This is a genomic window from Candidatus Streptomyces philanthi, assembly GCF_059553635.1.
The window spans coordinates 18,043-30,424 of record NZ_JCANQV010000030.1 but is presented as its reverse complement, the minus strand read 5'-3'; the positions used below and the strand labels follow the sequence as shown (position 1 = coordinate 30,424).

At 75.1% G+C, this 12,382-nt stretch carries 11 protein-coding genes; 3 read left to right on the top strand and 8 right to left on the bottom strand.

Annotated features, from left to right (window positions below):
- Window positions 1-21: 21 nt before the first annotated feature.
- Entirely contained in the window at window positions 22-1,722 is a 1,701-nt protein-coding gene (locus AC51EU_RS06415) for a GAF domain-containing sensor histidine kinase (RefSeq protein WP_496265679.1), read from the bottom strand.
- Window position 1,723: 1 nt separating this feature from the next.
- Entirely contained in the window at window positions 1,724-2,437 is a 714-nt protein-coding gene (locus AC51EU_RS06410; RefSeq protein ID WP_496265678.1) for a response regulator, read from the bottom strand.
- A 356-nt stretch (window positions 2,438-2,793) separates the two neighbouring features.
- Between AC51EU_RS06410 and AC51EU_RS06405 the strand changes: the two genes are divergently transcribed.
- From AC51EU_RS06405 to AC51EU_RS06395, 3 genes are all read left to right on the top strand, one after another.
- Window positions 2,794-3,798, top strand: a complete 1,005-nt coding sequence (locus tag AC51EU_RS06405) for a 2-phospho-L-lactate transferase CofD family protein (protein WP_496265677.1) — start codon at window positions 2,794-2,796, stop codon at window positions 3,796-3,798.
- Complete coding sequence (locus AC51EU_RS06400) at window positions 3,795-4,622, top strand: LuxR C-terminal-related transcriptional regulator (RefSeq protein ID WP_496265676.1); 828 nt, start codon at window positions 3,795-3,797, stop codon at window positions 4,620-4,622. Before AC51EU_RS06405 ends, AC51EU_RS06400 begins: the two co-directional genes overlap by 4 nt.
- A gap of 239 nt (window positions 4,623-4,861) precedes the next feature.
- The gene (locus tag AC51EU_RS06395; RefSeq protein ID WP_496265675.1) at window positions 4,862-5,392 is read left to right on the top strand and encodes a hypothetical protein; all 531 of its coding nucleotides are present in this window, start codon (window positions 4,862-4,864) and stop codon (window positions 5,390-5,392) included.
- A 38-nt stretch (window positions 5,393-5,430) separates the two neighbouring features.
- Here AC51EU_RS06395 and AC51EU_RS06390 read toward each other — a convergent pair whose 3' ends face one another.
- The 6 genes from AC51EU_RS06390 to AC51EU_RS06365 all read right to left on the bottom strand — a co-directional run bounded on the left by AC51EU_RS06390 (window position 5,431) and on the right by AC51EU_RS06365 (window position 12,373).
- Window positions 5,431-6,561 (bottom strand): zinc-binding dehydrogenase, encoded by a 1,131-nt coding sequence (locus AC51EU_RS06390; protein ID WP_496265674.1) that lies wholly within the window; start codon window positions 6,559-6,561, stop codon window positions 5,431-5,433.
- Window positions 6,558-6,860 (bottom strand): putative quinol monooxygenase, encoded by a 303-nt coding sequence (locus tag AC51EU_RS06385; protein ID WP_496265673.1) that lies wholly within the window; start codon window positions 6,858-6,860, stop codon window positions 6,558-6,560. The genes AC51EU_RS06390 and AC51EU_RS06385 overlap by 4 nt, the downstream gene beginning before the upstream one ends.
- Before the next feature lie 4 nt (window positions 6,861-6,864).
- Entirely contained in the window at window positions 6,865-7,515 is a 651-nt protein-coding gene (locus AC51EU_RS06380; RefSeq protein WP_496265672.1) for a glycerol-3-phosphate responsive antiterminator, read from the bottom strand.
- Between the two features lie 30 nt (window positions 7,516-7,545).
- Entirely contained in the window at window positions 7,546-9,099 is a 1,554-nt protein-coding gene (locus tag AC51EU_RS06375) for an FAD-binding oxidoreductase (protein WP_496265671.1), read from the bottom strand.
- Window positions 9,096-10,769 (bottom strand): glycerol-3-phosphate dehydrogenase/oxidase, encoded by a 1,674-nt coding sequence (locus AC51EU_RS06370; RefSeq protein WP_496265670.1) that lies wholly within the window; start codon window positions 10,767-10,769, stop codon window positions 9,096-9,098. The genes AC51EU_RS06375 and AC51EU_RS06370 overlap by 4 nt, the downstream gene beginning before the upstream one ends.
- A 65-nt stretch (window positions 10,770-10,834) precedes the next feature.
- Window positions 10,835-12,373, bottom strand: a complete 1,539-nt coding sequence (locus AC51EU_RS06365) for an FGGY family carbohydrate kinase (RefSeq protein WP_496265669.1) — start codon at window positions 12,371-12,373, stop codon at window positions 10,835-10,837.
- Window positions 12,374-12,382: the final 9 nt, after the last annotated feature.

The window sequence follows — 12,382 nt, the reverse complement described above, 5'->3', positions numbered from 1 at the left end:
CCGCCGTCTCCCTCGGGCCCCTCACGGCCCGTCGGTGACGGCGGGCAGGGTGACCCGGGCGACGGTGCCGCCCCCGGGGTGCCCGCTCTCGATGGCGAGGGTGCCGCCCATCCCCTCCACCAGGCCCTTGGTGACGTGCAGTCCGAGGCCGGAGCCGGGGTTCTGGGTGCGTTCCGCGCCCAACCGGTCGAAGGGGACGAACAGCCGGTGCTGGAGGTGCTGGGGGATGCCCGGACCGTCGTCCTCCACCACCAGGTCCAGGAGGCCGCCGCCGGGGGGATGTTCCACCCGGAGCACCACCCGGCCACCGGGTGCGTTGTACTTGAGCGCGTTGCCCGCGAGGTTCAGCAGGACCTGGCGCAGCCGGCGGGCGTCGCAGAGCGCGGCCGGGTCGCCGTCGGGGGGTTCGACGACGCAGGTCACCCGCGTCTTCTCGGCGAGCCCCGCCAGCAGTCCGCGCACCTCGGCGAGCAGCGGTGCCAGCGGCAGGGGTTCGGTGCGCAGCCGCAGCGCCTTCGCCTCGATCGCCGCCACGTCGCTGAGATCGTCGACGAGGGCGACGAGATGGTCGGCGGCCGAACTCATCCGCTCCAGCGCCTCCTTACGGCGCTCGGCGCACAGACTGCCCGAGCGCAGCATCTCGCCGAAGCCCACCACGGCGTGCAGCGGGGTGCGGATCTCGTGCCCCAGGGCGGTGAGGAACTGGGACTTGGTGCGGCTGTTCTCCTCCGCGTGCTCCTGCGCGATCACCGCTGCGGCGCGGGCCCGCCGTTCCTCCTCCGCGGCCTTGCGGGCGGTCTCGTCGACGAGGTTGACGCACCAGGACACGATGGCGCCGTGGGCGTCGTGGACGCCGGAGAAGGTGACGGAGGCGGTGAGATGGGCCTCGCGGGGGCGGGTCAGCCGCAGTTCGTAGCGGTGGGTCTCGCGGCACGGCACGGTGGCGACGTCGCGCAGTTGAGGCCGGTCGTCGGGGTGGACGAGATCGCGGAAGCACCGTCCCACCAGCGCGAACGCATGGGTGTCCAGCATCGCGCAGAGCGCCCGGTTGACGCGCAGCACCCGTCCGTCGAGGCCCAGCAGCGCCATGCCCGCGGCGTTGTCGTCGAACGCCCTGCGGAAGCGTTCCTCGCTCTGGGCGAGGCTGCCGAAGAGTTTGTCGTGGTCGATGGCGACGGCGGCGAGGTGGGTGAAGCGGTCGACGAGCCGCCGTTCGCGTTCGGTCGGGGTGTGGGGCGTGTCGTGGTAGACGGCGAAGGTGCCCAGGACCTGGCCGTCCTTGCCCCGTACCGGCGTCGACCAGCAGGCCCGTACGCCGGCGGTCTCGGCGGCGGCGCGGAAGTCCTCCCACAGGTCGCTGCACCGGATGTCGGGCACCACCACGGGGACCGCGCGGTGCACGGCGGTGCCGCAGGAGCCGGCGTGCGGGCCGGTCTCCATCCCGTCGACGGCCTTGACGTAGGCGGGCGGCATGCTCGGGGCCGCGCCGTGGCGCAGCGTCCCCGAGCGTTCGTCGAGAAGCAGCACCGAGCAGCGGGCGCCCGGCAGAAGGTCCTCCATGCCGGTGGCGAGGGCGTCGAGCACGGGGGCGAGCGGGGCGCCGTCGGCCATCATCTCCAGGACCCGCGTCTGGTGGACGAGCAGTCCGGGCATGTCCTCCGGGGCCGCCACACCACTGGCGGCGCGCCGTGCCGAGCGGTCCGCGTCGTGTGCCGCGGCCATCTCAGGGCTCGAACCGGTAGCCGACGCCGCGTACGGTGCGCAGCCAGCGCGGCCGGTCGGGGTCGCGTTCGACCTTGCGGCGGACGCGGTGGACGTGCTGGGTGACGGTGGCGGCCTCCTGCCAGTCGCTGGAGGAGTGCCAGACGGACTCCAGCAGTTGGTCGCGGGTGAAGACATGGCGCGGGGAGTCGGCGAGGAAGGCCAGGAGGTCGAACTCGCGGGCGGTGAGTTCGACGGGGGTGCCGTACACGGTGACCGTGCGGGTGGCCCGGTCGATCACCAGGCCGCTGCCGGCGCCGTCGGCGGCCGGCGCGCCGTCCGTGCCGGGTGCGGGGGCGGTGCGCCGGCTGCGGCGGAGCACCGAGCGGACGCGGGCGGCGAGTTCGGCCGGGGAGAACGGTTTGACGACGTAGTCGTCGGCGCCGAGGTCGAGGCCGATGATGCGGTCGGTCTCCCCGGAGCGGCCGGAGACCACGATCACCGGGAGATCGGCGGCGTGGCGCCGGATGTGGGTGAGGACGTCGAGGCCGGCGACGAGGGGGAGGGTGAGGTCGAGGAGGACGAGGTCGGGCCGCTGCCGTGCGACGGCGTCGAGGGCGGACTGCCCGTCGGCCGCGGTCAGGACGTGGAAGCCCTCGGCCTCCAGTTGCCAGCGGGCGAGCGTCCGCACGTCCTCGTCGTCGTCCACCACCAGGACATGAGCCGGTTCGCCCATCGGTACGGTCCTTCCCGCTGTTCCTACGGCCGCGCTGCGCGGGGAATACGATCATCGCATTGTTCGGTGGTGCCGTCCGCGACGACCGCCCGCCACGAGCGGTTAAGCGTTTTTTGATCAACCGTTGCGGTGCGGGTGAGGCGGCCGGGCGAGAGTCCTGGACGTGAGGTGCCGCCGCACCGGCCGCGGGCGCCGCCCGCCACGGCGGCCGGGACATCCCCGTCACCCGGACCGCTGGGCCGGGCAGCGCGCGAGAGGCCGGGGCGGACGTGCGGGCGGCCCGTACGGCGCGGCGCCCTCGTGGGGCACGACCGGCCGGGCGCGGCCGGCGGACAAGGCTGCTGAGGCGGTGTGACATGGTCAGTATCGTGGGTGTCGGGGGCGGGACCGGGGCCTCCCGGCTGTGGCGGGCGCTGGTGGACGAGTTGGAGAGAACCGCCGACGTCCTCGCGACGGGCCTGACCCTCGTCGTGAACACGGGCGACGACCTGTGGGCGCACGGCGTCCGCGTCTGCCCGGACATCGACACCACCCTCCACGCGCTCGGCGGCCCCCGGGACGCCGGCCCCGGGCGGGGCGCGGACGACGAGACCTGGCGCTGCATGGACGGCCTGCGGGAACTCGGCGGCGACCCATGGCTCTCCCTCGGCGACACCGCCCTGGCCACCCATCTGCTGCGCACCTCCTGGCTGCACGAGGGCGTGGGCCTGGCCGAGGTGACGCACCGGCTCGCCGACGCCCTGCGGGTGCGCTGCCGCGTCCTGCCCGCGACCGAACAGCCCGTCCGCACCCAGGTGCACTACACGAACGGGGCGCGCCACGGCTACCAGGAGTTCCTGGTCCGCGACGGCGCCACGCCCCGGGTGCGGGAGGTGACGTTCACCGGGGCGGAGACGGCCCGTCCCGCGCCCGGCGTCCTGGACGCGCTCGGCGGCGCCGATCTCGTCGTGCTCGCGCCGAGCAACCCGGTGGCGGGGCTGGGCCCGGTGCTCGCGGTCCCCGGCATCCGGGAGGCGCTGCGCGACACCCGGGGCCCGGTGGTGGCGGTCACCCCCACCGTCTCGCGGGTGCCGATCGACGATCCGGACGAGCGGCGGCGGGCGGCCAGCCGCGGCAGTCTGATGCTGTCGCGGGGCGTACCCGCCACCGCCACCGGGGCGGCGCGGCTCGTCCGGGACGTCTGCGATGTGTTCGTCCTCGATCCGGCGGACGCGGAGGAGGCCGGTGCCATCCGCGCGCTGGGGCCCGAGGTGGTCGTGGCACCGACCCTCCCGGTCGGGGACCGCTGCCCGGCGCCCCTGGCACGGGCCGTCCTCGGTGCGGCCCGTGGGACCACGATGACGGGAGGTGTGCGGTCGTGACCCTGGCCGGCCCCGAGAAACGCCCGGCGCCGCGGCCCTCGGTGCCGCTGATGCCCCCGGCGTACCCTTCGGTGGAGGCGCCGCGGGTGCGGACCGCCGCGGCGATGCGGGTCCGGCCGGCGGACGGCGGGACGGCGCCGGGGACCGCGTACACGTTCTCCGGCCTGTCGGACGACGGCGAACACGTCGCCCTGGACCTCGCCGGCCCGCGGGCCGCGAAGGCGCCGAGGTCCCCGCTGGTAGGGGTGCATGTCGCCTGTCTGGGCGGGGAGGTGCTCGGCTCGGCGCACTGCGACTGCGCGGCGCTGCTGCGGGAGACCGTCCGCCGGGTGCACCACGCGGGCGGGGTCCTGCTCCATCTGCGGCCGGGCGGCGGCGCACGGCCCGAGGTCTGCGTCTTACGGGACGACCCTGCCGAGCGCGCGCCCCGGCGCGGCGCGGCCGAGGCGGTCTGCCGGGTCGCGGCCGAGATGCTGGCCGCGCTGGGCCTGCGCCGGGTCACCCTGCTCACCGCCCGCCCCGAACGGCTCGCCGGCATCGCCCCGCGCGGCATCGCCGTCGACGGGGTGCGCCCCGTCACCGGGCGGACGGGACGCACGGCGTACGGCCCGGCGCCCGAGGAGTGCGAGGGCCTGGTGACCCCGCGCGAGTACGAGGTGCCGCGGCGCGTGGCGATGGGCCAGAGCAACCCCGAGATCGCCACGGCACTCTTCATCTCCCGCAACACGGTGAAGAGTTATCTCCAGAACGTGTTGCGGAAGCTCCACGCCCGCAACCGGGTCGAGGCCATCGCCCGGGCCCGGGAGCGGGGAATCCCCTTGTAGGGGCGGCCGCCCCTGGGTCCGGTCGGGCCCGGGGGCCGTTCCACGACGGCCTCCGTGTCCCGGCATGTCCGTCGTCGCTCCGGGCCCCGAACAGGGCGGCGCCGCCGACCCGCCCGGACGGCATCCGGGCATCCTCCTCCCGCGACGGCAGCGCCCGCCCCTCCGCCACGACACGGCCCACCGCCCTCACCCCACCCGGCACGTCTCCCTCGTCCCCTCCGGTCGCTAGCATGGGCGACGTGGGAGGAAATATCAGACAATCCACAGAGATATCCACGGACTCCGCCGAAAGCGAGGCGAACGAGGCAGCGGAGGCCAAAGCGCGCGCCGCGCGGCTGCTGCTCGCGTTCCGGCACGGCAACCAGCTCGCCTACGACGCCCTCCTCGGGCAGTACGGGGCCGACGACACGACCGCCAACCTCGTCTCGGCGCTGTGCTGGATCGCCAACGAGGGGGTCCGCAAGGCGTATCTGCCCGAGGCGGGCGACCGGGTGCTGCGGCACATGGCGCGCCGGGCCGACGTCGGCGACCGGGCCGTGCTCACCGACGACGGCACCGGGCCGGACGCCGCCGCGCTGCTGGAGGCCGTGGCGGAGGGGAACGAGGAGGCGGTGCGGGAGCTGGTCCGCGCCACGCCCGACACGACGTTCCTGCTCGGCAAGTTCGTGCTCGCCTTCGCGATGCTGCTGCCGGACGTACCGGCCGCGGCACTGGACGAGGTACTGCGGGAACTGCGCGCGGGGAAGCCGTCGGACGGCGACGGGGACTGAGGGCGGCCGCGCGTGCCCGCACGGCCGCCCGGGGCCTCTCAGCCGGTGGCGGGGTCGAGGATCTGGCGGACGGCGCGGCCCGAGGCCAGTTCTTCCAGGGCGGTGTTGATCCCGGTCAGCGGGAGCGTCGCGGTGTGCATCTCCTCGACGGGCATGCGTCCGGCGCGCCACAGGTCGAGGAAGCGGGGGATGTCGCGGCGGGGCACCGCGTCCCCCATGTATGAGCCGACCAGGCTCTTGCCCTCCCCCGCGAACGCGAGCGCCGGGACCTCCAGGACCCGGCCGGGGGCGGGCAGGCCCACCGATACGACCGTGCCGCCGCGGTCGACGCAGTCCAGGCAGGCGGCCGTCACCGCGGGGCTGCCGACCGCCTCGACGGCCAGTTCGGCGCCGCCGCCGGTCAGGTCACGGACCGCGGCGACGGCCTCCTCGGGCGCGTGGGCGTGGGTGGCGCCCAGCCGCAGCGCCAGTTCCCGCTTCTCCGGCACCGGGTCGACCGCGACGACCGGGTGGGCACCGGCCGCACGGGCGCCCAGGACGGCGGCAAGGCCGACGCCGCCGAGGCCGAACACCACGACGGACTGACCGGGCCGCAGCCCGGCGGTGTTGACGACGGCCCCGGCGCCGGTGAGGACCGCGCAGCCGAACATCGACGCCACGGTGAACGGCACCTCACGGGGTATCACCACCACCGATTCCTGGGCCACCACCGCGTGGTCCGCGAACGCGGACACCCCGAGATGGTGGTGGACGGCGCGGCCGCGGGCGTCCGTGAGCAGGGGCGGGCCGTGCAGCAGCCCGCCACCGCCGTTGGCGGCGGCCGCCCGCCCGCACAGCGCGGGCCGGCCCTCGGCGCAGCGCCGGCAGTAACCGCAGCTCGGGACGAACACCAGGGCCACATGGTCGCCCGGGGACGCCCGGTGCACACCGGGGCCGGTCTCCTCGACCACGCCGACGGCCTCGTGGCCGAGGGCCATCGGCAGCGGGCGGACCCGGTCGCCGTTGACGACGGAAAGGTCGGAGTGGCACAGGGACGCGGCGGCGATCCGTACCCGCAGTTCGCCCTCGCGCGGGGCACCGAGTTCCAGTTCCTCGATCTCGACGGGGCGTGTCCCGCTGTAGGGGCGGTGGGTGGTGGTCCCGCGGAGGACGGCGGCACGGGTCCTCATGCGGTGGCCTCCGCGCGCGGTGCGCAGCGCAGGACGTCGCGGCTCTCCAGCAGGGGGACGACGCGGCCCAGGACGAGGTCGCGGAAGTGGCCGGAGGCGCAGTGGGCGGTGAAGTCGTCCTCGGTGGCGTACTCCTCGTACAGCAGGACGGTCCGGGGGTCCTCGGTGCCCTGGTGGACGCGGTAGCCGCGGCAGCCGGGCTCCTGGCGGGAGGCGGCGGCCATGGTGTCGAGGAGGGCGAGGACGGTGTCCTGTTCACCGGGGAGGGTGCGGTAGCGGGCGACGACGACAAAACTCATGGGGTCACTCCTGGGGTGGGACGGGCCTCTTGGGCGCGGGGACCGGCGGGAGCCGGTCGCGGCGCAGGTGCCAGAGGCGGGGGTCGGAGGTGGCGACGGCGACGGGGCCGAGGGCCAGTGCGGCGGCCACGTCCGCGGGCGTCTCCACGAAGCCCGCGGCGACGGCCGGGGACAGGGCGCGCTGGGCCTGGGGGCTCATCCTGCCGACGATGGGCGCGGGCATCACCTCGACCAGGTCGGGGCCGCCGCGGGCGACGGCGTCCAGGCTGCGGCTCAGGTTGGAGCGGTCGGTGACGAACACCTTCATCATCGTCAGGAGGCCGAGGGGGCGGCCCTTCTCGATGAGGTTGAGCCGGGTGCTGACGACGCCGTGCGCCCCCAGTTCCTTGAGGAATTCCAGTGCGCCGCGGTCCTGGGCGAGGCCGGGACTGCTGTCGACGTTGACGAAGACGGTCTTCCCGGCCCGGCCCAGCGCCGGGACGACCCGGGGCAGCTGGCCGACCGCGAACGAGGCGAGGATGCAGGTCCTCGACGGCGCGGTCAGGAACTGGCGCAGCGGCCGGCTGCCGACGACCGACGCGATCACCGGTACGTCGGTGAGGGCGGCGGTGAGCCGGGGGTCGAGTGCGGTGCTGGACCGGGGAGAGGGATTCATGGCCTGCCTGGTGCGGGAGGGGTGCGGGGGTCAGTCCAGTACGGGGGTGCCGAACCGGCTGGGCAGCCCCAGCTTGCCAGGGTTGAGGATGCCCGCCGGGTCCAGTGCCTCCTTGACCGCGGTGAGGGTGGCGAAACCGGGGCCGAGGGACTGCGGGAGGTAGGGGCCGCGCAGCAGGCCGCAGCCGTGGTGGTGGCTGAGGGCCGCCCCGTGGGCGAGGAGGACGGCGTTGGCGGCGTCCCACACCGCGCGGTACCAGTCGCGGCGTGCCTCGGGGGCGGTGTCGCCGCGCAGGGAGAAGTAGACGCAGGCGCCGTCGGTGTAGGCGTGGGACTGGTGGGCCGACGCGGCGAGGGTGCCGGGCACCGCCTCGATCGCGGCGACGACCTCGTCGTAGAGGACGGGGAGGTCCTTCCAGGAGGCCGCCATCTCCAGGGTGTCGGCGACGAATCCGGGGCCGGGGGTGAAGCCGTCGGCGGACTTGCCGACGAGCATCCGCTCGTCCAGCCAGCGCGCGAAGACGGCGTCGCTGTCGAGTTCGGGGCCGTACTCGGCGCAGACCTCGGCGGCGATCGTCAGGGTGGCGTCGACGAGGACGGGGTCCCCCTCGTCGGCGATCAGCAGCAGGTGGGTGTCGGGGTGTCCGAAGTGGGTGCCGGACTCCAGGGTGTCGTAGAGGCGCAGGACGGCGGGGGTGGCGCCGCGTTGCATGATCCGGCGGCAGGCGTCCAGGCCCTGGGCGAAGGTGTCGAAGCCGAAGGCGAGGGCCCTGGCGTACTCGGGCAGGGGGTGGACGCGGAGCCGGGCGGCGACGATGACACCGAGGGTGCCCTCCGAGCCGATGAAGAGTTGGCGCAGGTCGGGGCCGGTGGCGGCGCGGGCGTAGTCGCCGTAGGTGGCGCGGGTGCCGTCGGCGTGGACGACGTCGACGCCGACGACCATGTCCTCGATCTTGCCGTAGCGGGTGGAGAGTTGGCCGGCGCCACGGCAGGCGATCCAGCCGCCGACCGTGGACACCGCGAAGGCGGACGGCCAGTGGCCGGTGGTGACGCCGTACTCCTCCTGGAGCCGCTTCTCGAAGAGGTCGCCGAACATGCCGGCCTGGACGTCGACGATGTGCGACTCGGCGTCGAAACCGGTGATCTCGTCGAGGCCGCACACGTCGAGGACGACGCCGCCGAAGACGGGCAGCGCGGCGCCGGTGACGTTGGAGCGTCCGGCGGACGGGGTGACCGGGACGCCGGCCTCGTGGCAGATCCGCAGGACGGCGGCGACCTGGTCGGCGTCGGCGGCCTCGACGACGACGGCGTCCGGGGTCGCGGGCCGGCCCTCGGTCTCGCCGATCATCGATCCGGCCCACCAGTCGCGGGTGCGGGCGACGACCTCCTCGCGGGTGACGTGGACGGCGTGCGCGGCGCCGCGCAGGGCCTCGACGACGGCGTCCGGCACCTCGACCGGGTCCTTCTGGAGGGCGGCGGGTCCGTCGCCGACGGGGGTGGTGCGGGCCCAGCGCGAGGGGCTGGGAGCACCGACGGTGTAGTCACCGCGGTTGAAGGGGTGGGTGAGGGTCTGACGGCTGATCATGCTGCTGCTCCTTCGAGGAGGACGGACTTCTCGTGGCGGACGGAGTCGAGGTAGGAGGTGACCGACGCGTCCACCTCGGCCTGCGTGAGGTGGAGTTCGCGGCCGAGGAGGTCGCCGACGGTGGCGGCGGCCTCGGCGGAGGCGTCGCGGGCGAAGAGGCGGGCGCGGGTGCGGCGGGAGAGGACGTCGTCGACGGAGCGGGCGAGTTCGGCGCGGGCCGCGTAGACGACCTCGGCCTTGGTGTAGGGCAGGCCGGCGACGACGGGTTCGGCGAGGGAGGGGTCGTCGGCGATCAGGTCGTGGACGAAGCGGGCCTCGGTGCCGTAGCGCTCGCCGAGGTGGGCGGCGGTGCCGCCGGACGCGGCGACGGCCTCGGGGTCGTAGCCGGCGCCGCCGAGCAGCGGGAGGCGGGTGGTGCGGCAGGGTGCCTTGCTGCCGAGGACGGTCATGACCTTGTCGACGACCAGTTCGCCCATGTGGCGGCTGGTGGTGAGCTTGCCTCCGGTGACGGTGACCATCCCGGAGCGGCCGAGGGTGATGTGGTGGTCGCGGCGCATGTCGAGCGTGGCGCCCTCCTTGCCGCCGACGAGAGGGCGCAGGCCGCCGATGGAGCCGGTCACGTCGTCCGGGCCGAGATCCGCGTCGAACGCGGTGTTGGCGCCCTCCAGCAGGAACTCCATCTCCTCGCGGGTGCAGTGCACGTCGTCGGCGGAGCCCCGGTAGTCGTTGTCGGTGGTGCCGAGGACGACGTGGTCGCCCCAGCGGGTGCAGGTGGCGCGGCGGGCCCGGCCGGGGATCGGCACGGTGACGGTGCAGTCGATGCGTACCTTCCGCCACGGGACGACGATGTGGACGCCCTTGGCGGGGCGGACCTGCGGGGTGTGGCCGCTGTCGGCCATGCGGTCCACGGCGTCGGTCCACACCCCGGTGGCGTTGACGACGGCGCGGGCGCGGATGTCGAGGGTGTCGCCGTCGGCGGTGGCGCGGGCGCCGGTGACCTGGCCGCCGCGGGTGAGCAGGGAGTCGACGCGGGCGCCGTTGAGGACGGTGGCGCCGAGGGCGGCCGCGGTGCGGACGAGGGTGAGGACCAGGCGCGCGTCGTCGGCGCGGGCGTCGAAGTAGAGCAGGCCGCCCTTGAGGTGGTCGGCGCGGAGCGTCGGGGCGTGGCTGAGGACCTCGGGGACGGTCAGCCGCTGGTGGAGTTTGCCGATCCGCCAGCCGCCGACCAGGTCATAGGTCCACAGCAGGCCCTCGAAGCCCTTGGCGAGCCGCGGGTCGAAGACGCCGTCCCGGTCGAGGACGGGGAAGAGGAACGGCAGCCGGTGCACCAGGTGGGGGGCGTTGCGGCGGAAGCGGTGCCGCTCCAGCAGGGAGTGGCGGACGAGGTTGATGTTGCCCTGTTCGATGTAGCGGAGGCCGCCGTGCACCATCTTCGAGGACTTCGACGAGGTGCCGGAGGCGAAGTCGTCCTTCTCCACGAGCGCGGCGCGCAGTCCGCGGGACGCCGCGTCGAGCACGGTGTAGGCACCGGTGACGCCGCCGCCGATGACGAGCACGTCGTAGGTGTCGTCCGCCAGGCGGCGCTTGATGCCGGCGCGGTCGAGCAGCAGGGGGGCGCGGCGGGTGGCCGCGGCGCTGCGCCGGGGTTTCCGGGCGGGCATGGTGATCACTGCATCAGCTCCTGGTGGTTCGGTGCGACGGCCGGTCGCGGGCCGCGGGGCGGTGGTGCGGGCCGTCAGGGGAGGTCGGGGGTGCGGAGGTGGTCGGCGAGGAGGCCGCGCCATGCGTCGCGGCACGCGGCGCGTTCGGCGGCCTCGGCGGCGGGTTCGAAGATCCGTCCGTGCGGCTGGGCCTCGACGATCTCTTCGAGCGAGGACCACATGCCCAGGGCGGTCCCGGCGAGGTAGGCGGTGCCGCGCAGGCTGGCGGTGGCGGAGTCGGCGACCCGTTCCAGCGGCAGGCCCGTCAGATCGGCCTGGGTCTGGAGCAGCGGGTCGCATCCGGAGACGCCGCCGCCGACGCGCAGCCGGGTGAAGGGGGCGCCCATGGTGGCGGCGACCCCGTCGATCAGGTCGCACACGGAGTGCGCGATGCCGTCGAGGACGGCGCGGGCGAGGTCGGCGCGGGTGGTGGCGAGGGTGAGGCCGGTGAGTGCCGCGGTGGCCTCCGGGCGCCATACGGGGGTGCGGACCCCGGCGAGGGCCGGGACGAAGCGCGGGGCGCCGCCCTGCCGGGGGCGGGCGCGGCCCGCTTCCTCGCCGAGTTCCCTGGGGGAGGCGAACAGGCCGAGGTCGTCGCAGAGCCAGCGCAGCGCGGAGCCCGCGGTGGAGGTGTAGGACTCCAGGCCGTAGTGGGTGGTGCCGGACTGGCGCCGGCCGGGCTGGGCGAGCACTCCGGCGATGCCGGGCCGGGGCAGGGCGGGGGCGGTGCCGGTGGCGGCGTCGACGAAGGCGCCGGTGCCGTACACGCACATGCCCTGGCCCGCGGCGAGCCCGCCGAGGGCGATGAGGGCGGCATGCTGGTCGCCGAGGGAGGCGGCCAGCGGGACGCGGATGCCGAGGACGTCCGGGTCGGTGGTGCCGAAGCCCGCGTCGTCGTCGCGCAGTTCGGGCAGCAGGCCGGGCGGGAAGCCGAGGTGGCCGGTCCATTCCTCGTCCCAGGCGTGCGCGGTGAGCAGATAGCCGCCGGTGGAGGCGGCGTTGGTGGGGGTGGTGGCGTGGACGGCGCCGCCGGTGAGGCGCCAGATGAGCCAGGTGTCGACGGTGCCGAAGACCAGCCGTCCGGCACGGTGCGCGGCGGCGGTCCCGGGGTGCTCCGCGATCTGCCGGGCGGCCCAGAGGAACGGGGACCGGGAGCCGACGGGCCGTCCCTGCCGGGCCAGCAGCACCGCGTCCCACTCCTCCTCGTGGGCGGCGAGCCGGTGCGCGTACCGGCGGTCCTGCCAGACCACGGCGGGCAGCAGCGGTTCCCCGGTGACGCGGTCCCAGAGCATCGCGGTGGCCCGCTGGGTGGAGAGCGCGACCGCGGTGATCTCGATGCGTTCCTCGCGGGCGCGGGCGACGGCGCGGCGTGCCACGTCGAGGGTGGCGTCCCAGATCTCCCCCGGGTCCTGTTCGACGGAGAGGTCGTCGGGGTGGCTGACCGCGATCGGCCGGTAGAAGACCTCGTGGGCGGCGCCGGAGTCGAGGACGACGCCGGCGCGGGTACCGGTGGTGCCCTCGTCGACGGCGAGCACCCCGCGCCGTGCGGCGGTGGCGGGGAACGGCTGCGTCATGTCGGCCCT